The sequence below is a fragment of the Anaerotruncus massiliensis (ex Togo et al. 2026) genome, assembly GCF_030825285.1.
Taxonomy (GTDB): Bacteria; Bacillota; Clostridia; order Oscillospirales; family Ruminococcaceae; genus Anaerotruncus; species Anaerotruncus massiliensis.
On record NZ_JAPJQF010000011.1, the window covers coordinates 1 to 22,662 of the forward strand.

The window sequence follows — 22,662 nt, forward strand, 5'->3', positions numbered from 1 at the left end:
GGGCGGCGGGTTCGGAGGCCGCGGCGCCGCACCCGGCGGCGAAGAGCATCGCCGCCAGGAACAGGCCCGCCGCGATCCGGCCGGATCTCCGCATATCCCCCACCTCAACAATCACGCAAAGTATAATCGTATTATAACGCATCATAATTATAAATACAAGTACTTTAGGATTTATAGTGAGTTTTCTTTGCCGCGCTTTTCATTATCCTTTTATTATAGGCGCGTCCGTGCACGGGGCGCGCAGGGAGGGAAGCGGAAACATATGTATGTGGATTACAGCCTGCTCGGCAGGCGGATCGCCTATCTGCGCCGCCGCAAGGGCCTGACGCAGGAACAGCTCGCGGAGCGCGCGGACGTCACCAACAACTATATCTCGCACATCGAGAACTGCCGTTCGATCCCCAGCCTCGAAACGGTCGTCAAGCTGTGCGGCGCGCTGGGCGTGACGCCCGACGAGCTTCTGCTTGGCACGAGCACGCACGAGCAGAACTACCTGAACAGCGACATTCTGCGCAAGCTGGAGGGCTGCACCCCCGCCGAACGCCGCCTGGTAAACGGCTTCATCGACCTGCTGGTCGACCAGCGGGAGGCCTGACCCGGGGCCGTTCGCCGCGGCGGCGCGCGCGCGTAACATGAAAAAGGCCCGCGCAGAGCGCGGGCCTTTTCTCATTCGTCAGCGGTCGACGTGCAGCTTTCCGTCCCGGAAGTAGTAGTCCACCCCGTCGAGCGTCGTGGTGTAGGTGTTGTCGAGCGCCTCCTTGCGCAGGATGCGGGTCGGGGCGCAGACCGCGACCGAATTCGCGGGCATGTCCTCATAGACCACCGCGTTGGCGCCGATCCGGCAGTTGTCCCCGACGGTGATCCCCCCGACGATCTTGGCGCCCGCGCCGATATAGACGTTGTCGCCGATCGTGGGCGCGCCGGGGCACTTGCTGCCGGGCAGGGTGTTGGAGCCGATCGTCACCTGCTGGAAGATGACCACGTCCCGCCCGAGCTTCGCGCCGTTGGAAATGAAAATCCCCTGCACGCCGTGCGGGAAGCAGGGCGTCCCACCGAACTCGCTGTCGAGCCCCACGAAGCTGCCCCGCCGCAGGAAATAATTCCCGTAGGTGAGCTTCATCAGCTTGCCGGGGCGCTTTTGCAGGCGCGCCTTGAGCCCCCAGATCGACTTGTAGCGCAGCATCGCATACGCCTCGAGAAAGGGGCGCAGGATGGAAAAAATCAGGTCCTTCAAAGGGATATCCTCCTTTAAAAAACGGCCCTCAGACGAGGGCCGTTTTGCCGGTGTCCGCTAGGAGATCTTCTTGGCCATGACGACGAACCGCTGGTTGTCGCCCGCGCCGAGCACCCGCGTGCAGGTGGAGAGGGTGATGATCTTGTCGTTCGGGCCGACCGTGACGCCGAAGTCGTGGATGCTCTTGGCCTTGGCGGTCGAGATGATCTGGTTGACGACCGCGCCGTCCGCGTAGTTGTAGCCGAAGCTCAGGTCGGTGTAGAAGACGGTGAACACCTGGTAGAGGTGGTCGCCGCCGAGCGTGGCGACGCGGATGTAGGGATTCGCCTTGGCGAATTCGGCGTTGTCGTAGGCGGCGAGCTGGGCGAACATCACGTCGCCCGGATTGCCGATGCGCACCGGCCGCCAGCAGTTGGTCCAGTTGTGCCCGTAGAGCACGCAGTTGCGCGAGGTGATCTCGCCGTTCGCGTCAAATTTGGTGTCGCCGTCCGCCCAGATGACGCCGTTGCGGCTCGCCTCTTTATAGTAGCCGCGGCTGGTGTAGAAATTGGTGTTCGCGTTGTAGACGAGCGGGTAGCTGATGTTGGTGTTCGCGATGGTGATCCAGCCGAACACGTCGGGGTTGACCGCCTTCCACCCGGCGATGTCCCCGGCGGCGGGAGGCGTGAAGGTCGCGCCCTCCTCCTTCTCATAGGTTTCGGCGCGGGATTTGAGCAGGCGGGAGAGCTGCACCGCCGTCACCGGCTCGTAACGGGTCGCGCCGGCGAGCGCGTCCACCTCCGGCTGGCTGCTTTCCGCCGGCTCCGCCTCGGAGACGGGCTGCTGCGGCTGCGAGGCCTGCTCCTCCTGTACGGAGGAGCTCGGGGAGACGGGCTCCCTGCGGGTGAGGTCCATGCCGGAGACCGCCGAGACGAGCCCCCAGCCTCCGGCCGCCACCGCGAGCACGATCACCGCGAGGGACGCGCGGCTGCGCAGCACGCGGGGGATGCTCCGGTTGTTGGTGTACCAGTCAAGGAAGTCGCACACGGCCGACTTAACGCCCACGCAGAAATAGTAGACCCCGCGCAGGAACTTTTTGAGCAGATTCATAGAAAACCCTCTTTATCCTCTTTATCATTCTCCCGGCGGCCCCGCCGCCCCAAACAGTCCAGTTACAATTTCAAATTATAGCACATTCCCGTCGGATTGTGGAGAGGAAATTTTATAAAACTCCCGGATGCCGCCGAAAAAGCGGGCCGCCGCCCGGCGGCCCGCCCCCGCCGGGGGCTCCGGCCTATTTGACCTTGGTGCCGGGGTAGTAGTGCTCCAGGATGTCGAGGTAGTCCCAGCCCTCCTCGGCGGCGTAGAGGTTGGCGCCCGTCTGGCTCATGCCGACCCCGTGGCCGTAGCCGTAGGTCGTGAAGGTGAACTCGTCGCGGCGGGAGGAATAGTCGATCTCGAAGGCGGCGGAGCGCAGGCCGAGCACATTTTCCCGCAGGACCCTGCCGGTCACCGTCTTCCTGCCCACCCGCACCGACTTGACATACATGCCGCCCTCGGTGTAGTCCTCGATGTCGAACCAGTCGTCCGGGTCGTCGCTGTAGTCGTAGAGGTCGATCTTGAGGGCGCTCTTCACCTTTTTGGCGACGGCGTCCGCGCTCAGCTTGACGCTGACCTCATAGTTCCTGGCCATCTCGTCGATCTCACTGTCGACCGACACGAGGTAGGGGTAGCTGCCGCCCCACACGTCCTCCGAGGCGATGGTCACGCCCGCCGAGGTCGCGTAGAAGGGGGTGAAGGCGAGCTTGTTCTTGTAGTAGACCGCCTCGCCCGCGACCTCCTCGACCGCGTCGTACACCTCGTCGCTCGGCGTCTTGGTGCCGAGGTAGGGGGTGATGCCGCTCTTGTTCTGCTGCTTGATGAAGGTGTAGGCGGCGACCGCCTGCGCCTTGATCGCCTCCTCCTCGAAGCCCGCGCCCATCTCGTTCATGACGACCCGCGCGACGATGTCCGTCGCGCGCCCGGTCGTCTTTTTGCCTCCCGTCACGATCGTGAGCTTGTCGTTGGCGGAGCTGCGCACCGTCGCGGCCGCGACCTGCGTCTCCCCTTCGCCGCCCTCGTCGCCGCCGCCCGTCTCCTCGACCGGCTGGCTGCTCTCGGGGGAGGGCTCGGGTTCCGGCTCCGGCTCCGGCTCGCTGGGCGGCGGCGCCTCGGAGGAGGCCGCCGTCTCGCTCGAGGCGGGCGGGGGCGGAGGCGTTTCACTGCTCGCCGGGGGCGGCGCGGCCTCGCTCGACGCGGGCGGCGTCACCGTGCTCGCCGTGCTGCTGCTCGACGAGGCGGACTCCTTCTCCTTGTCGCGCGCGATGCTCTCCGCCTCGTCGGCGTACTGCTCCGCCTTTTCAAACTCCTTCTTGGCCGAATTGGCCGCCGCCAGCGCGTCCTGGTACGCCTGCTTGGTCACGCCGGACGGATGCTTCTCGTAGATCTCCCGCGCGAGGTCGGACGCGTCGAGCGCGTCGTAATAGGCCTGCTTCGCGCGGTCCATCGCCTGCGCCGCCTTGTCCGCCGCGCCGCGCGCCTCGGAGGCGCCCGCCGAGCCGCGCCCGGCCCTGTCGAGGTAGTTCTGCGCCTCATCGCGCGCCTCGCGGGCCTTTTTCAGCGCGTACTGCGCGTCGTCGGCGTAACCGAGCGCCCGATCGTCGTACTCCGTCTGCGCGGCGCTCTGCGAGGAGGACGGGGACGCCGCGGCGGAGGAACCGCCCGCCGCGCCCGACGCGCCGGCGCTGGCCGCCGCGGAAGCGCCCGGCAGCTCGGGCACGAGGCCCGCCGCCGACTCGGTCTTGGCGTTCTTGACCGCCTCCGCGGTCGCCTGCCCGCCCGCAAAGCCCGCAGGCAGCCTGACGTTCTGGTTGACGCTGTAGGTGATGTCGCTGCCGTCCGCCTTCTCCCCGTCGCGCACCCGGCGCCCGACCACGACGGTGCGCACATGCGCGTCGTCCGAGACGGGCCCGAACTCGTAGGAGCAGGTGGAGAGCATGAGGAACTTGTCGCCGAACTGGACGTCAACGTTGGAACTGTAGTAGGAGCGGCTGGTGATCTCGTCGACGAAGGTGTTGAAGGTGGCCTGGTCGCCGAGGTCCAGGTAGGTGTTGTAATAGAAGATCGGGCCGTAGGCCTCCTTGGCGTTGGTGATGAAGACGGCCATGATCTTATAGTCGTTGTCCCGGTAGACGTCGTCGAACGAGATGACCGGGTGCTCCCGCAGATACTCGATGCCCGCCGTGGGGTTGGCGAAATCCTTGGTGCCGCTCGCGCCCTTGTACTTCATCAGCTCGCCGAACATCTGCCCGTCGGTCATGTTGTGGCCGTAGATGATGTAGTTGTCGCTCTGCGGCTCCATCGAGTCGTTCGCCTCGAGCCAGGGGATGCCGTATTTGTTGTCCTTGCGGTAGAAATCGCGGCGCAGGTAGTAGCTGTTGTCGATATAGTGCACCACCGGGTAGTTGACCTGGGTGCCGTCGATCGAAAGCCAGCCCGCCACGTCCTCGTTGATCTGGTAGAGGTTGGCGAACTTCTTCTGGTATCCGGCGGGATAGCCGTCGGGCACCTCGATATTGCCGTCGTCCTCGATGCCGAGCGCGGCGCTGTACGCCTTGGCGATCTCCTCGTTCTGGCTGCGGTTTTTGGCCGAGCCGCCGTAGAAGCTGACGAGGTAGGCCGCCGAGCCGATGAAGACGCAGACCGCCACGATGAGGATGAGCTTGCGCACCACGTCGGCGGGGGCGTCCCCTCTGGCCGGGAAGACCGCCGCGAGAAAGCCGCGTTTCTTCTTCTGCGCGCCGGGGCCCTCCCCCTTCGCGCCGGCCGCGGCCGGCGCGGGCAGCCTGCCCGCCGCCGCGTCCTTCAGCGGCGCCCCGCCCGGGAGCCTTCCCGGCAGGGCGGTTATGTACAGCCGCACAAGGTCGAGCGCGGCCAGGCAGGCGGCGTAGCGGATCGCCTCGGGCGGGGTGTCCTTGGGGAGCGAAAGGCTCCTCGTCCAGACCTCCTTCGCGTCGCAGAGGGCGATGTGGACGGTTCCCGTCCGCTTCGCGTCCTCGCCGCGTCCGCCGGCGTTGCCGGTGACCGCGAGCCCGAGGGCGGATTTTCCCTTCTCCATCGCGCCCTGCGCCATGGCGGCGGCCGTCTGCGGGCTTACGGGGCCGTATTTCTTGAGGAGCTTGGCAGACACGCCGAGGGAATCCTGCTTGATGCGGTCGGAGTAGGCGGAGACGCCGTAGGCGACCGTCCCCGCGCCGCCGGGCGCGGCGGAGAGCAGCTCCCCGAGCGACCCGCCGGTGCACGCCTCGCCAAGGCTGACGGTGAGCTTCGCCCCGGCCAGCAGTCCGGCTGCGACCTGCGGGAGGGGCCCGCAGTCGACGCCGAAGACCGCCTCCCCGAGGCGCTTTTCGGTCTCCTTCACGACGGGCGCGCAGATGGCCGAGGCCTGCGCCTTGTCGGCGGCGCGCGCCGTGACGCGCACCTGGAATTCGCCCCGCCGGGGATAGACGGCGACGGCCGGGTTCTGCGAGCGCAGGATGGGGCCGAGCTTTTCGCGCATCTCCTTTTCATCGGGGCCGTAGACGCCCACCGTGCGGGTCACGACGGCGGCGTCGGAAAACTTCGCCAGATAGGGCATGACGCTGTGCTGGAACATCGGGACGAACTCCCGCGGGTCCTCGGGCACCATCAGCAGAAACTGGTTGCCCGCCGACAGCGCGCAGCCGGGGGTGACCCCGCGCACGCCGGGGAAGACCACCGACTGCTCGGGCATCATCGCGAGCCTGGCGACCTGCTGGGGCATCTGCCGCCCGGCGCGCTCATAGGCCTCCTTCATCCGCTTGAGGCTCGGCTCGTGCATGACGAGGCGGCGGGAGAGCCCCTCGCAGACGGTCTCCTTGGCAATGCCGTCCGGCCCGGGGCCGAGCCCGCCCATCAGGATGACCACGTCGCTGCGCCCGAGCGCGCGCGCGATCGCCGCGCGCAGGCTCTGCACGCTGGTCCCCACGGCGGCGGAAGCCCCCACCTCGATCCCGCAGGTCCCGAGTTCCTTTTCGAGTAACCGGGTATTTGCCGCCAGCGCGCCGTCCTCGGCAAGGGCGGCGCCGACGCCGATAATCTCAGCGATCAAGCAAAACCCTCCTTCTTCTTGGTGTGCGGCGTTTTAGCCGATCGTTTCCATCCGCGTGTTTTCCGTCGCACACGCGAGCATCGCCTCCGCGTCCAGGCGGCTCTCCGCCTCCAGAACGTAGCCGAGGCGGGGTTTTGTCTTGGGATGCCGGGGGGTGAAGACGGTGCAGCAGTCCTCGTAGGGCAGGATCGAGGTCTCGAACGTGTCGATCTTGTTGGCGATCCGCACGATCTCGTCCTTGTCCATGCCGATCACCGGGCGCAGCACCGGCAGGTCGCTCGCCACATCGGTGCAGGCGAGCGCGTCGAGCGTCTGGCTGGCCACCTGCGCAAGGCTCTCCCCCGTGACGAGCGCGCCGCAGCCGTTTTCATGCGCGATCCGCGCGGCGATCTTCATCATCATCCGCCGCATCACGACGGTAAAGATGTCCTCGGGGCAGTTGTCCCGGATGGCCTCCTGGATCTCGGTGAAGGGCACGACCGCCAGCCGCACCCGCCCGCACCAGGCGGACATCTTTTTGCAGAGGGTGCGCACCTTTTCAAGCGCGAATTCGCTCGTGTAGGGCGGGCTCACAAAGTGCACCGCCATGACCTCCAGCCCGCGCTTGGCCATCATCCAGCCCGCCACCGGGCTGTCGATGCCGCCGGAAATGAGCAGCATCGCCCGCCCGCTCGTGCCGACCGGGAGCCCTCCCGCGCCGTGGAGCTGGTCGGTGTGCAGGTAGGCCGCCACCTCGCGGATCTCCACGTAGACGGTCACGTCGGGGTGGTGCACGTCCACCGTGAGGCGGGGGTACGCCTCGAGCAGCGCGGCCCCCATCTCCATGCAGATTTCGGGCGACTTCATCGGGAAGGTTTTGTCCGACCGCTTGGCCTCCACCTTGAAGGTCCGCGCCCCCTCGAGCGCGTCCCGCAGGTAGCCGGGGGCCGCCGCGCGGATTTTCGCGAAGTCCTTTTCCACGATCGCCGCGCGGGTGAGCGCGGCCACGCCGAAGACGCGCGAGAGGCGGTCGACCGCCTCGTCGATATCGATCTCTTCACTTTCCGGCTCGACGTAGATCGTCGACTGGGCGCTGCGGATCTTAAAGCTCCCGAGCGTCTCCAGCCTGCGCCGGCAGTTTTTCATCAGCACTTCCTCAAAGGAGCGGCGGTTGAGCCCCTTGAGCGCCAGCTCGCCGCATTTGAGCAGTATCAGTTCCTTCATTCGTTTCCCTGTCCCATCCTGTTATTTGTGCGCCACCCTGGCGATTCCTTCGCGGAGGGCCGAAACCAGCATGTCCAGCTCCTCCTCGCTTGTCCCGTAGATGAAGCTCGCGCGCAGCGCGCCGTCCACCACCGGGGCGGGCAGCCCCATCGACAAAAGCACGGGGCTTTTTGCCCCCTTTGAGCAGGCCGACCCGCTCGAAACAAAGACCCCCCGGCTCTCGAGGAAGTGGAGCATCGTCTCCGAGCGGTAGCCGGGCACCGAAAAATTCACGATGTAGGGGGAGCCGTCCGCCGGGGAGATCAGCCGCACCCCGCTCATTTCCGAAAGCTGTTCCCGCAGGCGGTCCCGCAGGGCTTCGGCGCGCGCGAAATTCTCCGGCACCTTCCCGTTAAGCGCGGCGCACGCCGCGCCGAACCCGGCGATCGCCGGGAGGTTCTCGGTGCCCGAGCGCAGCCCCCGTTCCTGCCCGCCGCCGCAGATCTGCGGCAGGACGCGCACGCCGCGGCGAATATAGAGGGCCCCGGCCCCCTTGGGTCCGCAGATTTTATGCCCGCTCACGCTCATCAGGTCGATCTCCATGCGGGAGACGCGCAGCGGCAGCTTGCCTAACGCCTGCACCCCGTCGCAGTGGATGAGCGTCTCGGGGTTTTTGCGGCGGATGCGCTTCGCGGCTTCCGCCACCGGGAAGATTGCGCCCGTCTCGTTGTTGACGAGCATCATGCTGACGAGCGCCGTGCGTTCGTCGACCGCGTCGGCGAACGCCCCGGCGTCGAGCTTCCCATCCGGGCCGGGCTTCACGTACGCGACCTCCCAGCCCTCCGACTCGAGCCGCCGCATCGCCTCCGAGACGGAGGAGTGCTCCGCCGCCGTCGTGACGAGCTTTTTCCCGCGCCGCGCGCGCGCCGCCGCGCCGCCGAAGACCGCGAGGTTGTTGGCCTCGCTGCCCCCCGAGGTGAAGGTCACGCACTCGGCCTGACACCCCAGCAGCGCCGCGACCGCCTCCCGCGCCGCAGCCATCTCCCGCGCCGAGGCAAGCCCCATTGCGTGCAGGGAGGAGGGATTCCCAAAGCAGTCCCGCATCATCCGCGCCGCCGCTTCCACCGCCGCCGGACAGGCGCGCGTGGTCGCCGCGTTATCCAGATATGCCGTTTTTTCTTCCATCAATCCCCTGCTCCCATCTCTGCCAAGGCGCATACCGCCCTATTATCCGTTTTAGTATAGCGCAATTCCGCTTTTTTTTCAACGAATGTCCACCAAAATTCTCATATTTTCAATATTTGTTCACAAAATAACAGGGTGTATATCCGAATTTCAACAATTTTTCCGGGAGGTACCTTCATGAACGTCGCCCTCTCCAAACGAGCCCTCATCCGCATCATCAGCTTTTTGGCCGCCGTCCTGCTGGTCGCCGCCGGCATCGCCGTGCAGCAGCACGCCGCCGCGCGCGACTACCGCCTCCAGCTCGAGAACACCTATGCCCGCGCGCTCGGCGAGCTGTCGAGCTATCTCGCGAACATCTCCGCCGACCTGGAAAAGGGCCAGTATGTCGGCACCCCCACGCAGCTTTCCCAGATGTCCGCGCGCATCTGGCGGGAGAGCGGCGGCGCGAAATCCGCCCTCTCCTCCCTGCCGGTGAGCGACCTGCACATGGACAACACCTATAAGTTCCTTTCGCAGGTGGGCGATTACGCGATGGCGCTCTCCAAAAAAGTGGCGGCCGGCGCGCAGCTCTCCGAGGAGGACCGGCAGAACGCGGAGGCGCTGCGCGAATACGCCGCCAAGCTCAACGACTATGTCGGCGGGGTCGAGCGGCAGGTGCGGGACGGCCGCATCGACGTGACTGCCCTGCGCACCACGCGTCATGACGGCGGCGACGACACCGAGGGCACCCGGCCCGCGGGCGTATCCGCCGGGTTTGAGGACGTGGAGCAGACGATGACCGGATATCCCACCCTCATCTATGACGGGCCCTTCTCCGACCACCTGCTCACCCGGCGGCCCCGCCTCACCTATGGGCGCCCGACCGTCACCCCCGACGCGGCGCAGCAGGCCGCGGCTTCGGCCGCCCGCCTCAACCCCGGGGACCTCGCCCGCGCGGACGACGAAAATTCCAACATGCCCTCCTACACCTTCAAGGCGGAAAATCTGAGCATCGGCGTGACCAAGGCGGGCGGGCTCGTCACCTACCTGATCAACGGCCGCGAAATCGGCGAGGAACGCCTGCGCAACGACGCGATCTTCCGTTTCGGGGAGGATTACCTCACCTCGCTCGGCTATGAGGACATGCGCGCCACCTACTATGAGAAGGCGGACGGCGTCTGCACGATCAACTACGCCGCGACGAGCGGCAACGTCATCCTCTACACCGACCTCATCAAGGTCGGCGTCGCGCTCGACGACGGCAGCATCGTCTTTTACGATGCGCGCGGCTATATCAACAACCACCGCGACCGCGCCCTGGGCGAGCCCGCCATCACCGCCGAGGAGGCCCTCCAATCGGTGAGTCCCTCGCTGACCGTGCTCTCCGAGCGGCTCGCGCTCATCCCCACCAGCGGACAGAACGAGGTGCTCACCTATGAGTTCCAGACCCGCGCGGGCGAAGGCGACGACGCGCAGAAAATCCTCGTCTATGTCAACGCCTCCACCGGCGCGGAGGAACAGATTCTGCTGCTTCTGGAGACGCCCGAGGGAACGATGACGAAATAACCCGGGGAAGCTTTCGAGAAAGTTTCCCCGGGATCCCTTCAAAGCTTTGGGTTCAGGCGCGCCCCCAGCGCCCCCACGCCCGCCGCCCGTGAAACTTCGTCCCCAAACCAAACGTTTTGCCAGCTTTTTCAAAAGCTGCGGGGCCGCGGGGCAGCGCCCCGCGCCGCGCCCGCAGGCGCGGAACGCTCCGCTCCTCCGGGCGCATTTTCTTTGCTTCTTTCTTTTGCAAGAGAAAAGAAAGAAGCTCCCCGCGCGGCGGGCGGAAAACCGTGCGGCGGGACCGCACGCGCGCGCTTCGCGCGCGGACGCGCCGGAGGCGCGTCGTTTTCCGCCAAGCCCGCGGGAGCGCCGCGCCCCGCCAAAAAGCCCCGGACGGAATGATTCCGTCCGGGGCTTTTTCTAGTGCATCTGGGCCGGCACCAAGGCCATCAGAAAGCAGAGTGCCAAAAAGACGTCCACCGGCCACGACCGCAAGAGCCTGCGGAAGCCGAACGGCTTCGACTCGGGGCATTTCGGCGGGAACACGGGCCGGCGCTTGAGGTAGCGCACCACCAGATAGCCGACGCACACGAGGCCAAAGATTACAAAAAATCCGTTTGCGGCGGCCACCGCCACCTCGTTCGGCAGCTCGACCGCCGTGTTGATGAGCATGGCAAAGGTGTTATAGAACATGTGGATCATCACGGTGGGCAGGACGGAGCCGGCCCGCTGGGCGATGACCGCGAGGAGGATGCCCATAAAGAAGGTGCCGACTCCCTGCGTCAGGTTGCCGTGCGTAAAGGCAAAGAGCATCGCGGAGGCGAAGATAGCAAACCGCGGGCCGTACCGCGTGAAGGTGCGCAGCAGCAATCCCCGGAAGAGGAGCTCCTCCAGCAGCGGGGCCAGAACGGAAACCGCCAGCAGCATGAGCACGCAGCCGGGCAGGTCGAAGGGCAGGGTGAGCTCGGGCGACCAGAGCTCGATGCCGGCCGCCGAAAGCAGAGCCTCGACGGCCACGGCCAGGTAGCCGCTCGCAAAGCTGGCGCCGACCATCATGAGGAAGCCGGGACCCACCCACTTTTCAAGGTGGTGCTCCCCCGTGAATAGGCTCTTCAGCGGGATGCCGACCATGCGCGAAAGAAGCAGGATGGGCGGCAGGTCCCCCACCACGGTGGAGACCACCAGCGTGACCGGCATGAAGAGCTCCTGCGGAAGGGAGGCGAAAAGCATCAGAAGGGCGATCAACACGCCCGCCACCAGCTGCATGCCGAGCAGGAGAAGCAGGGAAAGCCCGCACCACAGGTAATCGCGGCGGGCGGCCTGGATTTCCACCCGCTTAGTCCTCGGTATAGGTGACCTTTGCCATCCGCTGGACCTTCTTGGGCCGGTCGGAGTAGTCGGTCGGGACAGCGGCGATCTCATCCACGACGTCCATGCCCTCGATCACCTTGCCGAACGCGGCGTACTGCCCGTCGAGGTGGGGCGCGTCGGCGTGCATGATGAAGAACTGGGAGCCCGCCGAATTCGGGTTGCCCGAACGCGCCATCGAAAGGACGCCGCGGGTGTGCTTGAGGTCGTTCTTTACGCCGTTGGCGGCGAATTCGCCCTTGATCGTATGGCCGGGGCCGCCCATGCCGGTGCCCTGCGGGCAGCCGCCCTGGATCATGAAGCCGGGGATGACGCGGTGGAAGATGAGCCCGTCATAAAAGCCGTCCTTGACAAGGTTCACGAAGTTCTCCACCGTGGCGGGCGCCACGTCGGGGTAGAGCTCGATTTTGATCTCCTTGCCGTTTTCCATCTGAATCGTAACCATAATGACCTCCATCAAAGCCGGGGCTGGCCCGGATATTCTTACTATCCTGTTCAGTTTACTACATCCGCGCACCGCACGCAAGCCCCTTCCTCCGCGCGGAAAGAAAGAGGACCGGCGGACGCGTCGCGTCCGCCGGTCCCTTCACGCCGCCGCAACGGGCGGCGGACGCCTCGAGGCGCCGCCCCGCGGGCCCGCCGCCTTTTGAAAAAGGCGGGCGAAACCTTTAAAATCTCAGCGCGTGCGCGCCGTCAGTGGCCGCAGGAGTGGCTCCCGCAGTCGTGCCCCTCACCATGGCCCTCGTGGTGGGCGCAGACGGTGTCCGGATCGTAGGACAGGCTGCCCGCCAGCAGCGCCGCGACCTGTGCGTCCGCCTCCCCCGAGGCGCCCGGATAGAGGGTGATGCCCGCTTCGGCCAGCGCGGTGCGCGCGCCGCCGCCGATGCCGCCGCAGATCAGCGTATCCACGCCGCGCTCCCGCAGAAAGCCCGCCAGCGCGCCGTGGCCGCTGCCGTTCGTGGGCAGGACGGCGGAGGAGACGACTTTGCCGTCCGCGACCTCGTACACCTTGAACTGCCCGGTGTGTCCGAAGTGCTGGAAGACCTGTCCGTTTTCATAAGTGACCGCAATTTTCATCGTAATGACCCCCATCTAATAATTGGCAGCGCCGTTTTTCACAGCACCGTTTTTTACAATTCCTGCCGCAGCAGTGGTCCGCGTGGGCGCAGAGCGCGTACTCCCCGCCCCGGATCGTCAGCATCCTGCCGTTGACGAGCGCGTCGGCCAGCTTCCCGCGCGCCCGGTCGTAAACCGTCTGGACGGTGGTGCGCGCGACGCCGATCTGCGCGGCGCACTCCTCCTGCGTGTAATCGAGCAGGTCGATCAGGCGGATGACCTCGTATTCATCCACCGTCATCTCCACGGCGTCCTCCGGCGGGCCGTCCAGCGGCCCGAACCGTTCCCGCCTGGGCAGTTCGCAGATACGCCTGCATTTTGTTGGCCGCGGCATCCGATCGCCTCCCGACGTTTCCGGTATATGTCAGTTATTATAGCGCAATATCCGGCATATGTCAATAAAAACTTTGCCTCGCGCGCGTACCCCGCCTCCACGCGGGGCAAACCGAAAAACGCCCCCCTGCCGCGGCAGGGGGGCGTTCGGCGCGCTTACGCGCTTATTTTTTCGGAGTGTCCGCGGGGCCTTCCGGTTCGTTCCGGGAGACGTCCATATCCATATGGACGTTGCGGGTGGTCCTGGCCTCGAAGGTGTTGGCGCGCATGACCTCGGTCATGTCGAAGCCGATCGTGTCCTTGAGCGCCTCGTTGACCGCCTTGAGCGCGCCCACCGTATAGCGGGCCACGTCCGCCGCGCCGGCGCCGTCCCCGTTTTCCGAGCCGCCGCCGATGATCGTGATGTTGCCGATCTTCGCCATCGGCTCCGCGACCGCGCGGGCGATCTCCGGCAGCTTTTCAATGACCATCTGCAGCTTGCCCGCGTCGTTCATCTTGGCCAGCGCCTCGGCCTTCTTCTCAAGCGCCTCGGCCTCCGCGAGGCCCAGCTGCTTGACCGCCTCGGCCTGCGCGAGGCCCTGCTTTTCGGTGATCTCCGCCTGCGCGACGCCCTCCTGCTTGATGCGCTCCGCCTGCGCCGCCGCGTCCATCTTCTTCGCCGCGGCCTGCGCCTCGGCGTCGAGCTTCATCGCGTCCGCCCGCGCCGCCGCATCGAGGCGCTTGGCCTCCGCCTCGGCCTCCGCGCGCAGGATCGCCGCGATCTTCTGCGCTTCCGCGGCGAGCTGGGCCTTCTGCTTCTCCGCCTCGGAGGGCTTCACCATCGTTTCGAGCAGCTCGGCTTCCTTGCGCTCCGCCTTGCGCTTGGCAAGGTCGATGTTCTTCTGCTCCGCCGCGATCAGGATCTGGATCTCCGCCTCGCGGACCTCCTTGGCGCGCTGCTCCTTGAGGACGTTGGCGTCCATTTCGGTGTTGGTGATGTCCTTCAGGGTGACGTTCTGCTGGATGCTGTACGCCGCGTCGGAAATCGCCTGGGTGGTCTGGCGCTCCCGCTCGTAGTTGAGCTTTTTGATGTCCGCGTCCTTTTTGGCCTCGGCCACGCGGGCCTCCGCCTCCAGACGGGCCTGCTCGCCCGCGCGCTTGGCCTCGGAGGTCTTGATCATGCTCTCCTTGATCGCCTCGGCCTGCGCGATCTCCGCGTCCCGCTTGACCGCCGCGATCTGCGGCTTGCTCAGCGCCTCGAAGTATCCGTTCTGGTCCCCGATGCCCTTGATCGTGAAGGATTTGAGCTCCAGCCCCAGCTCCTTGAGCTGCTCCTCCGCGACCTCCTTGACCCGCTCGGAAAAGGTCTTGCGGTCCTTGTAGAGCTGTTCCGCGGTCATATCCGCGATGATCTCGCGCAGGCGGCCCTCGCAGACGTCGCGCGCGGTGTCCACGATGTGCTGGCGGGTCTCCGCCTCGCGCCCGCAGTTGAACTGCTCGACGGCCGAACGGATCATCGTCTCGTCGTTCTTGATCTTGACGACCACCGTGCCGTTGGCTTCGATCGGGACGGCGTCGGCGGTCAGGGTGCCCTGCATGTTCACGTCGAAGCTCATGTTCTCCAGCGTCACATAGTCGATCCGCTGCATGACGGGGATCACGATGACGCCGCCGCCGGTGATGACCTTGGCCTTCCCCAGGCCGGTGACGATCGCCGCCTTATCCGCCGGAACCTTCTTCCAGGTCGACAGGATACAGATCAGGATCAAAACCACGGCCGCCGCCACAATTCCGATTGTAATCAGATACTCCATACACGTTACCTCCCCTATGACTCTTGTTTATCTTCCAGTGGAGCCGCGATACACACCATCCTTTCCGGATCGACCTCCACAACGGTTACGGCCTGCCCCACGGGGATCCGCGCGATCCCCTCCGCCGGGCGCGCGTCGTAGGAAACGAGGCTCCCGGACGCGCTGTGCACCCGGATCGTCCCCACGAAGTCGTCCCGCAGCTCGAGCGTCACGACGCCCTCCTGCCCCTTGATCTCCCGGATGCCCGCCGCGTAAGAGCGGTTGCGCTTGAGCGGGAGAATCACGAAGCGGCCGAGCAGCCAGCCCGCCAGCAGCCCCGAGGCGGCGGACACGGCCAGCCCCGCGGCGGGCGGCAGCCTGGTCAGGCAGAGCCTGCCCACCGCGCCGAACACCACCGCGGTCAGGGAAAGGGTCATCAGGTTGATGATGACGGGCGCGTGGGCGCGCCCCGCGGCGGACACATGCGCGCCTTCCGCGCCCGCGGGCGCTTCGGCGGAGAGGTCCGCGTCCATATCGAGATCCGCGTCGAGGTCCATGTCCGCGTCCAAATCCACGTCCGTGTCGAGGTCCACGTCGAAGTCCGCATCCGCGTCGAGCCCGGCATCCAGGTCCATTGAGGCGTCGGCGCCGACGTCCGCGTCCGCGCCCAGGTCGAGCGCGCCGCCGATCGCCCCCACGAGCACGTCCAGGACGGGCACCACGAAGCCGCCCGCGATGAAACAGTTGTAGATCACCCGCATCCGTTCCAGATCCATGCCGACGCCCCCTCTCTGCTTCCTATTTTACCGCATCGAACCGCTGAAGGCAACCTCATTTGCCCGCGGGCCGGTTCCTCCCGCTGCCTATAAAACCCGTCCGGAGCGCCCGGCGGGACACCCCGTGCGGGGCGGGGCGTCGAAACGGCGCTTTTGAAATAAATTTCAATGATGATAGAATGTACAATCCGGAAAAAACGCGCTTGTGTACCTTGTTGGATTTGAAAGTAATTTCCGGAGGGAATCGCCCGAAAAGTATTTACATCGCGGAAAAAGGGTGATACGATGCATGTGAACTCAATTTCAGGATTGGAACAGATGTTCAAGCGAGGTGAGGTTATGGCAATCACTGACAACCTGCGCATGATGGTAAAGGTCTGCCGCCTCTATTACGAGGAGAACCTCAGCCAGAAGGAGATCTCCGCCCTGATGGGGATCTCCCGCCCGCAGATCAGCCGGATGCTGACCTGCGCGCGGTCGAAAAACATCGTCTCGATCAAGATCAACAACCCCTTCGAGGACGAGACCAACCTGGGCCGCGCGCTGGCCGGGCGCTACCGGCTGAAGGACGCCCTCGTGCTCGACACCCGGGACGGCAGCCCCGAGACCTTCGGGCGGATGGCGGCGGAGTACCTCGACGCGTACATCGCCGACGGGGAGTGCGTCGGCGTCATGAGCGGGCAGACGATCAGCCGCGTGGTCTGGTCGATCGGCAGGCTCGAGCGGCGCGGGCTCGAGTGCGTCCCCCTCGTGGGCGGCATCGGGTCGGGAAGCGTCAACTGGCACGCCAACGCCATCGCCCAGCGGCTCGCGGAGTGCTCCGGCGGCAGCTGCTACATCCTCAACGCGCCCGTCATCGTGCAGAGCCGGGAGTCGCGGGATATGCTCGTAAGGGAGCCGGACATCGCCGCCGTTCTCGAAAAGGGCGCGAAATGCGACGCCGCGATCGTCGGGATCGGCCAGATCGACCTGCGCTCCACCACCGCCCAAAGCGGCGCGCTGAGCGCCCGGGACATCGAACGGCTGAAGGCGGAGGGCGCGGTCGCCTCGGTCTGCACCTCCTACCTCGACCGGCGGGGGCGGGTGCTCGACCTTGAGCTGTGCGAACGCTCGATCGGCCAGACCCTGGGGCAGCTCGACCGCTGCCGGACGATCGCGCTGGCCATCGGGCGCAGCAAGGTGGCCTCCATCCGAGCGGCACTTTCGAGCGGTTACATCGACGTGTTCATCACCGATTTGGAAACCGCCCGTGCAACCATAGAAGAACCTGAAGATTGATCAGTACAGGAGGAAATGAAATGAAAAAGCTATTGGCAGTTCTCTTGGCAGGCATCCTGGCGCTCTCCCTGGCGGCATGCGGCGGTTCCGCCGAGCCGTCCTCCACCCCCGCGCCCGCGTCCCAGTCCGCGCCCGCGGAAAGCGGCGACGCCGCCGAGCCCGCCGCGGCCGGCGCCGCCGGCAAGAAAATCTCCATCCTCACCGCCAACCTCAGCTCGGTGACCACCAACCAGATGTGCGAGATGATGAAGGCCGGCATGGAGAAGGAGGGCATGGAGGTCACCCTCGTCGACACCAAGGGCGACTTCGGCCAGCTGGCCAGCCGCATCGAGGACAGCGTCTCCGCCAAGGCGGACGCGATCGTCATCGTGAGCTGCGACCCCGGACAGATCGCCCCCCAGCTCCAGACCGCCTTTGACGCGGGCGTGCCCGTCTTCGGCTGCGACAGCGGCTACATGGAGGGCATGATGATCAACGCCACCAGCGACAACTACGCGATGGGCCAGTTGATCACCAAATACCTCTTTGAGGACCTGATGGGCGGCAAGGGCACCGTCATCGCGCTGACCCACCGTCCGCATCCGGGCGTTGTGAAGCGCTGCGAGGCGTTCGACGACATGATTAAGGATTACCCCGACATCACCCTGATCACCGAGCAGCACGTCGAGGTCCCCGGCCCGATCGAAAACTCCCGCAAGATCATGGAAAACCTCATCCTCTCGAATTCCGCCAAGGACTCCGTCACCGCGGTGTGGTGCGGATGGGATGAGCCGGCCATCGGCGCCACCCAGGCGCTCATGGACGCGGGCCGCGACGAGGTCATCGTCACCGGCGTGGACGGCAACAGCCAGGCGGTCGAGCTGATCAACGAGGGCAGCAACCTCAAGGCCACGGTCGAGCAGAACTTCGAGGGCATGTCCCAGATCGTCGTGGACGAACTGGTGAAGCTCTTCAACGGCGAAGAGATCGAAAAGGGCGACCGCTACGCTCCCGCGACCCTGATCACCAAGGAATAAGGCTTCTAAATCGTTTCGCCGGGAGTGAACGGAATGCTTTTGCAGACGAAGAAACTTTGTAAACAGTTCGGCGGCATGTATGCGCTGAAGGATATCGACTTTGAAATCGCCGAGGGGGAGATCCACGGCCTCGTGGGGGAGAACGGCGCGGGCAAATCCACGCTGATCAAAATCCTCACGGGCGTCTACAGCCTCGACAGCGGCGAGGTGTGGTGGAACGGCAGCCCGGTGCGGATTGAAAACCCGCGCCAGAGCCGGGACATCGGCATCAACGTCATCCACCAGGACCGCAACCTCATCCCCGCCTTCAGCGGGGTGGAGAACGTCTACCTGGGGATGGACTATGAGAAAAAAGCGGGCTTTGCCGTCGACTGGGCGAAGATGAAGGCGCGGGTGGAGGCGGTCATGCGGGAGCTGAAGGTCGAGATCGACCTCAGCCTCCCCGCCTCCGCGCTCTCCCCGCCCCAGCGCACCCTGCTGGAGATCGTCCGCGCCATGATGACCGAGTGCCGGCTGCTCATCCTCGACGAGCCCACCGCCTCCCTCACCGACAAGGAGGCGGAGATGCTCTTCGAGACGATCGGCAAGCTCAAGGCCCGGGGCACCGCCATCCTCTACGTCACCCACCGGATGGACGAGATCTTCCGCCTCACCGACCGGATCACCGTCTTCAAGAACGGCCAGTCGGCCGGCACCGTCAGGACGGCGGACGTGGACAAGGACGCCATCATCTCGATGATGACCGACAACTGGGTGAGCGAAACGCTCACCGTCTCCCGCAAGTACGGGGAGGTCCTGCTCGACGCGGAGCACATCGCCTCCCGCGACGGGATCGTCAAGGACGCGAGCCTCACGGTGCGCGCCGGAGAGATCCTCGGGGTGTTCGGGCTCGGCGGCAGCGGCCGCACCGAGCTGCTCGAATGCATCTACGGCTACCGCCCGGCGGAAAAGGGCAGCGTGACCCTCTGCGGCAGGCAGGTCGCGCGCCCCTCCCCCGGCGGCTCGATCAAAAACGGCATGGTCCTCATCTGCGAGGACCGGCGCGGCAAGGCGCTGGTGGGGTCCTTGAGCGTCAAGCAGAACACCGTGCTCTCCACCATCGACAGCTACGCGCGCTTCGGCGTGGTGAACGAGCGCAAGGAGCTCTCCGACACGCGGGAGAAGATCGAGGCCCTCTCGATCAAGACGGAGGGCCCCAACCAGACGGTCCTACAGCTTTCGGGCGGCAACCAGCAGAAGGTGGTCTTTGCCAAGGCGCTGATGTCCCGGCCCAAGGTGCTGCTCTGCGACGAGCCCACCCAGGCGGTGGACGTCAAAACCCGCGCCGAGATCCACAAGCTCCTGCGCCGGCTCGCGGACGCGGGCAGCGCGGTCGTCTTTGTCTCCTCCGACCTCAAGGAGGTGCTGGAGGCGACGGACAACGTGCAGGTCATGGCGGGCGGCAGGACGAAGGAACGCTTCGTCAACGACGGCCTGACGGCCGAGCAGGTGCTCGCATGCTGCTATGCAAACTAAGCAGGGAGGAATCAATATGAAACAGAAAGCAGGCGTTTCAGAACTGCTCAGGGCGTATGGCACGATCTTTGCGGGCATTCTGATCGTCATTGTATTCAGCGTCATGCGCCCGGACGCCTTCTTCACGATGGGCAACCTCGTCAACATCACCCGGCAGATTTCGCTGCTGGTCATCATCGCGCTGGGCGCCACCCTCGTGATGTCGGTCGAGGAGTTCGACCTCTCGGTCGGCGCCCTGGCGAGCCTCGGCGGCGTCATCGGCGCCAAGATGGCGGTGGCGGGCGCGCCGATCTTCCTCTGCTTCATCGCACCGGTGGTCATCTGCTTTGCCATCGGCTTCGTGAACGGCTGGATCGTCACCAAGTTCCGGGTGCTCTCCTTCATCACCACGCTCGCGATGAGCACCATCCTGGGCGGCTTCACCTTCTGGTTCACCGGGGGCGCGACCGTCTTCCAGGACATCCCCAAGAGCTTCACCTACGTCGGCACCAAAACGGTGCTCGGCGCGCCCATCCTCTCGATCATCATGCTTCTGCTCACGGTGGTCTTCTGGTTTGTGATGCGCCACACCGCCTTCGGCCGCAAGCTCTACGCCATCGGCGGCAACGAGGCGGCCTCCCAGGTGTCCGGCATCAACGTCAAGAAGTATAAGAACCTCGCCTTCGCCCTGTGCGCCTCGCTGGCCGCCCTCACCGGCGTGCTGATGGCCTCCCGGCTGGGCTCGGCGCACCCGACCGGCGGGGACGGGCTGTTTTTGCAGTCCTACGCCGCCGCCTTCCTCGGGCGCACCGTCTTCCGCGAGGGCGTGCCCAACATCTGGGGCACCTTCGTGGGCGCCGCGATCCTCGGCGTGCTCGCCAACGGCCTGACCATTTTGCAGGTCCCCACCTTCATGCAGGACCTGCTGACCGGCTGCATCATCATTCTGGCGGTCGTGGTTCAGAAGATTGGGCGCGGTGATGCCAAGTGAGGGAGATCGTCAATCCGCGCAACCTCGCGGCGGTGGGCCGCCCCGGCCTGCTGGTGGGCTACCTGCTGGCCGGCTACCCCGACCGGGAGCGTTTCCTGGAAACCGCCGCGGAATGTGAAAGGACGGGGCTCGACATCCTCGAGGTGGGCTTCCCCGCCGCCGACCCGAGCTCGGACGGGGAGGTCATCCAGCACGCGCACACCCTCGCGGATCATTCGATCTGCCGCGACCTCGGCTACTGGAGGGCGCTGCGCGGCGCCGTGGAATGCCCGATCTGGGTGATGGGGTACCGCGACGACCTTCTGCCGTCGGGCGTCTGCCGCGCCATGGCGGAGGCCGACCTTGCGGACGCCTTCGTCATCCCCGACATGACGCCGGAGGAGCGGTACAGCCTCGCCGGGGAGCTGGCGCCGCTCGGGACCGACGTGCTCGGCTTCACCAATCCCGAGATGTCCGCGCGGGAGCTGGAGGACTGCTTCGACCGGTTTTCATTGATCTACCAGCAGCTCTACGCGGGCCGCACCGGAATGCCGGTGCTGGCGGAGGATTTCGGCGGGCCCCTTTCCCGGGCCCACACCCATCCCCACGTCCGGGCGTTCGCCGGCTTCGGCATCAGCACCCCCCAGCGGGTCGCGGAGCTTCTGTCGGCGGGCTTCGACGGGGCCATCGTCGGCACCGCCCTGATGAAAAAACTCAACGAGTCGCCCGAGGCGCTTTACGCCTTTGTAAAGGAGCTCAAGGCGGCGGCAAGAGCGGGAGGAATTCGATGCGGTATATCGCAACCTTCGACATTGGCACCACGGCGGTAAAGGGGGTCCTCCTCTCGGAGGACAACGCCTGCGCCTGTGAAAAGAGCGTGGAGATCGAGACCTTTTCCGAGGGGGGCCGGCGGGAGCAGGACCCCCTCTCCTGGTACGCGGCGGTCCGCGAGATCTCCCGCGCCTTCTTCGCGGGGGGGATCTCCCCCGGCGATGTGCGCGGGATCGTCATGAGCGGGCAGATGCAGGACCTCATCCCCGTGGACGGGGACCTGCGCCCCACCTGCAACGCGATCCTCTATTCCGACGGGCGCGCCGGGGCGGAGGCCGAGCGGCTCGCCGCGCTGATCGGCCGGGAGGAGCTCGTCCGGAGCACCGGCAACCAGTTCGACGGCTCCCTCCCCTTCCCAAAGCTGCTCTGGCTCAAGGAGCAGAACCCCGGCGCCTACCGGGCGGCCGAAAAGGTGCTCATCAGCTCCAAGGACTACTGCATCGCGCGGCTGACGGGCGAATTCGTCAGCGACGTGACCGCATCGGCCACCGCGGGGCTCATGGACATCCATGAAAAGCGCTGGAACACCGCCTGGATGGAGGCGGCCGGGCTGGATTCCGGAAAGCTCCCGCGGCTGCGCTACGCCCACGAGCAGGCGGGCGCGGTGACGCCCGGGGCGGCGGCGGAGACGGGGTACCTGCCCGGCACGCCGGTCTACACCGGCACCGGCGACGCGGGCGCCACGACGCTCGCCAGCGGCATCTCCGCCGACGGCGAATTCAACATCAATCTCGGCACCTCCGGCTGGGTGGCCTGCGTCTCGGACGACGTGCTGCCCAAGGGCGACGTCTTCAACCTCGCGGCCATGCCGGAGGGCGTCTATATCAACGTGGTCCCCTTCTTCAACGCGGGCAACGTGCACAAGTGGGTCAGCCGGGCCCTCGCGCCCAGCGAGCAGGGGAAATACGACTATGTGGACCGGCTGCTGGAAGAGAGCGAGGCGGGCAGCCACGGGACGATGTTCCTGCCCTATCTCGTGGGGGAGCGGTTCCCCGTCGTGGACACCCAAATCCGGGGCGGCTATGTGGGCGTCACCCCCGAGACCACCAAGCAGGATCTCGCGCGCAGCGCGCTGGAGGGGGTCGCCTTCTCCATCCGGCAGGGGATCGAGAGCATCGGGCGGGTCCCCGGTAAAATCTCCCTGATCGGCGGCGGCGCCCGCACCCCCGTCTGGTGCCAGATCCTCGCGGACGTGCTGGGGCATCCCGTGCACGTCTACCGGAACTCCGACTACCTGCCCGCGGTCGCCATCGCGGCGTCGGTGCTGGTCGCGCAGGGGGAGATCGGGGACTACACCGAATTCACCGACACCCTGCAGGGCTCGGACAACTGCTTGCGCTACGACCCGGTCCCCGCAAACGTCGAGCGGTATAACCGGGTCTATCCCCGCTACCTGCGGGTATACCCCGCGCTGAAAACCCTCTGCGGCGACTGACG

Annotated in this window: 19 protein-coding genes; 8 read left to right on the forward strand and 11 right to left on the reverse strand. The window is 65.9% G+C overall.

Annotation, left to right across the window (positions count from 1 at the left end):
• Positions 1-262 precede the first annotated feature (262 nt).
• On the forward strand, positions 263-595 hold the full coding sequence (locus tag RCI06_RS05400; RefSeq protein WP_306574823.1) for a helix-turn-helix domain-containing protein: 333 nt from the start codon (positions 263-265) through the stop codon (positions 593-595).
• Between the two features lie 78 nt (positions 596-673).
• Here RCI06_RS05400 and RCI06_RS05405 read toward each other — a convergent pair whose 3' ends face one another.
• The 5 genes from RCI06_RS05405 to RCI06_RS05425 all read right to left on the reverse strand — a co-directional run bounded on the left by RCI06_RS05405 (position 674) and on the right by RCI06_RS05425 (position 8,747).
• Positions 674-1,234: a serine acetyltransferase gene (locus RCI06_RS05405; RefSeq protein ID WP_207654172.1), complete on the reverse strand. Its 561-nt coding sequence runs from the start codon at positions 1,232-1,234 to the stop codon at positions 674-676.
• 57 nt (positions 1,235-1,291) lie between these two features.
• Positions 1,292-2,323: a class B sortase gene (locus RCI06_RS05410; RefSeq protein ID WP_306574826.1), complete on the reverse strand. Its 1,032-nt coding sequence runs from the start codon at positions 2,321-2,323 to the stop codon at positions 1,292-1,294.
• 184 nt (positions 2,324-2,507) lie between these two features.
• Complete coding sequence (locus RCI06_RS05415; protein WP_306574829.1) at positions 2,508-6,380, reverse strand: nicotinamide-nucleotide amidohydrolase family protein; 3,873 nt, start codon at positions 6,378-6,380, stop codon at positions 2,508-2,510.
• Positions 6,381-6,413: 33 nt separating this feature from the next.
• Complete coding sequence (gene thiI / locus RCI06_RS05420; protein WP_306574832.1) at positions 6,414-7,583, reverse strand: tRNA uracil 4-sulfurtransferase ThiI; 1,170 nt, start codon at positions 7,581-7,583, stop codon at positions 6,414-6,416.
• 21 nt (positions 7,584-7,604) lie between these two features.
• A complete protein-coding gene (locus tag RCI06_RS05425) occupies positions 7,605-8,747 on the reverse strand; it encodes a cysteine desulfurase family protein (RefSeq protein WP_306574835.1) in 1,143 nt (380 codons plus the stop codon).
• A 177-nt stretch (positions 8,748-8,924) separates the two neighbouring features.
• On the opposite strand from RCI06_RS05425, the gene ypeB reads away from it, so the two are divergent.
• A complete protein-coding gene (ypeB, locus tag RCI06_RS05430) occupies positions 8,925-10,292 on the forward strand; it encodes a germination protein YpeB (protein ID WP_306574837.1) in 1,368 nt (455 codons plus the stop codon).
• Between the two features lie 399 nt (positions 10,293-10,691).
• Here ypeB and RCI06_RS05435 read toward each other — a convergent pair whose 3' ends face one another.
• From RCI06_RS05435 to RCI06_RS05460, 6 genes are all read right to left on the reverse strand, one after another.
• Positions 10,692-11,603, reverse strand: coding sequence for a CPBP family intramembrane glutamic endopeptidase (locus tag RCI06_RS05435; RefSeq protein ID WP_306574840.1), 912 nt, complete (start codon positions 11,601-11,603; stop codon positions 10,692-10,694).
• 4 nt (positions 11,604-11,607) lie between these two features.
• On the reverse strand, positions 11,608-12,084 hold the full coding sequence (locus RCI06_RS05440; RefSeq protein WP_370867176.1) for a peptidylprolyl isomerase: 477 nt from the start codon (positions 12,082-12,084) through the stop codon (positions 11,608-11,610).
• 248 nt (positions 12,085-12,332) lie between these two features.
• Positions 12,333-12,716 (reverse strand): NifB/NifX family molybdenum-iron cluster-binding protein, encoded by a 384-nt coding sequence (locus RCI06_RS05445; RefSeq protein ID WP_101548749.1) that lies wholly within the window; start codon positions 12,714-12,716, stop codon positions 12,333-12,335.
• Positions 12,694-13,089: a DUF134 domain-containing protein gene (locus RCI06_RS05450; RefSeq protein ID WP_101548747.1), complete on the reverse strand. Its 396-nt coding sequence runs from the start codon at positions 13,087-13,089 to the stop codon at positions 12,694-12,696. The genes RCI06_RS05445 and RCI06_RS05450 overlap by 23 nt, the downstream gene beginning before the upstream one ends.
• A 163-nt stretch (positions 13,090-13,252) precedes the next feature.
• Positions 13,253-14,881 carry a flotillin family protein gene (locus tag RCI06_RS05455; RefSeq protein WP_101548745.1) on the reverse strand — a complete coding sequence of 543 codons (1,629 nt, stop codon included), beginning with the start codon at positions 14,879-14,881 and terminating at the stop codon, positions 13,253-13,255.
• A gap of 14 nt (positions 14,882-14,895) precedes the next feature.
• A complete protein-coding gene (locus RCI06_RS05460; RefSeq protein ID WP_276871814.1) occupies positions 14,896-15,636 on the reverse strand; it encodes an NfeD family protein in 741 nt (246 codons plus the stop codon).
• Positions 15,637-15,975: 339 nt separating this feature from the next.
• Here RCI06_RS05460 and RCI06_RS05465 point away from each other — a divergent pair, with 339 nt between their 5' ends.
• The 6 genes from RCI06_RS05465 to RCI06_RS05490 are packed head-to-tail and all read left to right on the forward strand — an operon-like array spanning position 15,976 to position 22,660.
• Positions 15,976-16,914, forward strand: coding sequence for a sugar-binding transcriptional regulator (locus RCI06_RS05465; RefSeq protein WP_172439131.1), 939 nt, complete (start codon positions 15,976-15,978; stop codon positions 16,912-16,914).
• Positions 16,915-16,934: 20 nt separating this feature from the next.
• Positions 16,935-17,930 carry a sugar ABC transporter substrate-binding protein gene (locus RCI06_RS05470; protein WP_306574847.1) on the forward strand — a complete coding sequence of 332 codons (996 nt, stop codon included), beginning with the start codon at positions 16,935-16,937 and terminating at the stop codon, positions 17,928-17,930.
• Positions 17,931-17,963: 33 nt separating this feature from the next.
• Positions 17,964-19,445: a sugar ABC transporter ATP-binding protein gene (locus tag RCI06_RS05475; protein WP_306574849.1), complete on the forward strand. Its 1,482-nt coding sequence runs from the start codon at positions 17,964-17,966 to the stop codon at positions 19,443-19,445.
• Positions 19,446-19,461: 16 nt separating this feature from the next.
• Positions 19,462-20,415, forward strand: coding sequence for an ABC transporter permease (locus tag RCI06_RS05480; protein WP_101548735.1), 954 nt, complete (start codon positions 19,462-19,464; stop codon positions 20,413-20,415).
• Positions 20,412-21,224: a tryptophan synthase subunit alpha gene (locus tag RCI06_RS05485; protein WP_306574852.1), complete on the forward strand. Its 813-nt coding sequence runs from the start codon at positions 20,412-20,414 to the stop codon at positions 21,222-21,224. The genes RCI06_RS05480 and RCI06_RS05485 overlap by 4 nt, the downstream gene beginning before the upstream one ends.
• A complete protein-coding gene (locus RCI06_RS05490; protein ID WP_306574854.1) occupies positions 21,182-22,660 on the forward strand; it encodes an FGGY-family carbohydrate kinase in 1,479 nt (492 codons plus the stop codon). Before RCI06_RS05485 ends, RCI06_RS05490 begins: the two co-directional genes overlap by 43 nt.
• Positions 22,661-22,662: the final 2 nt, after the last annotated feature.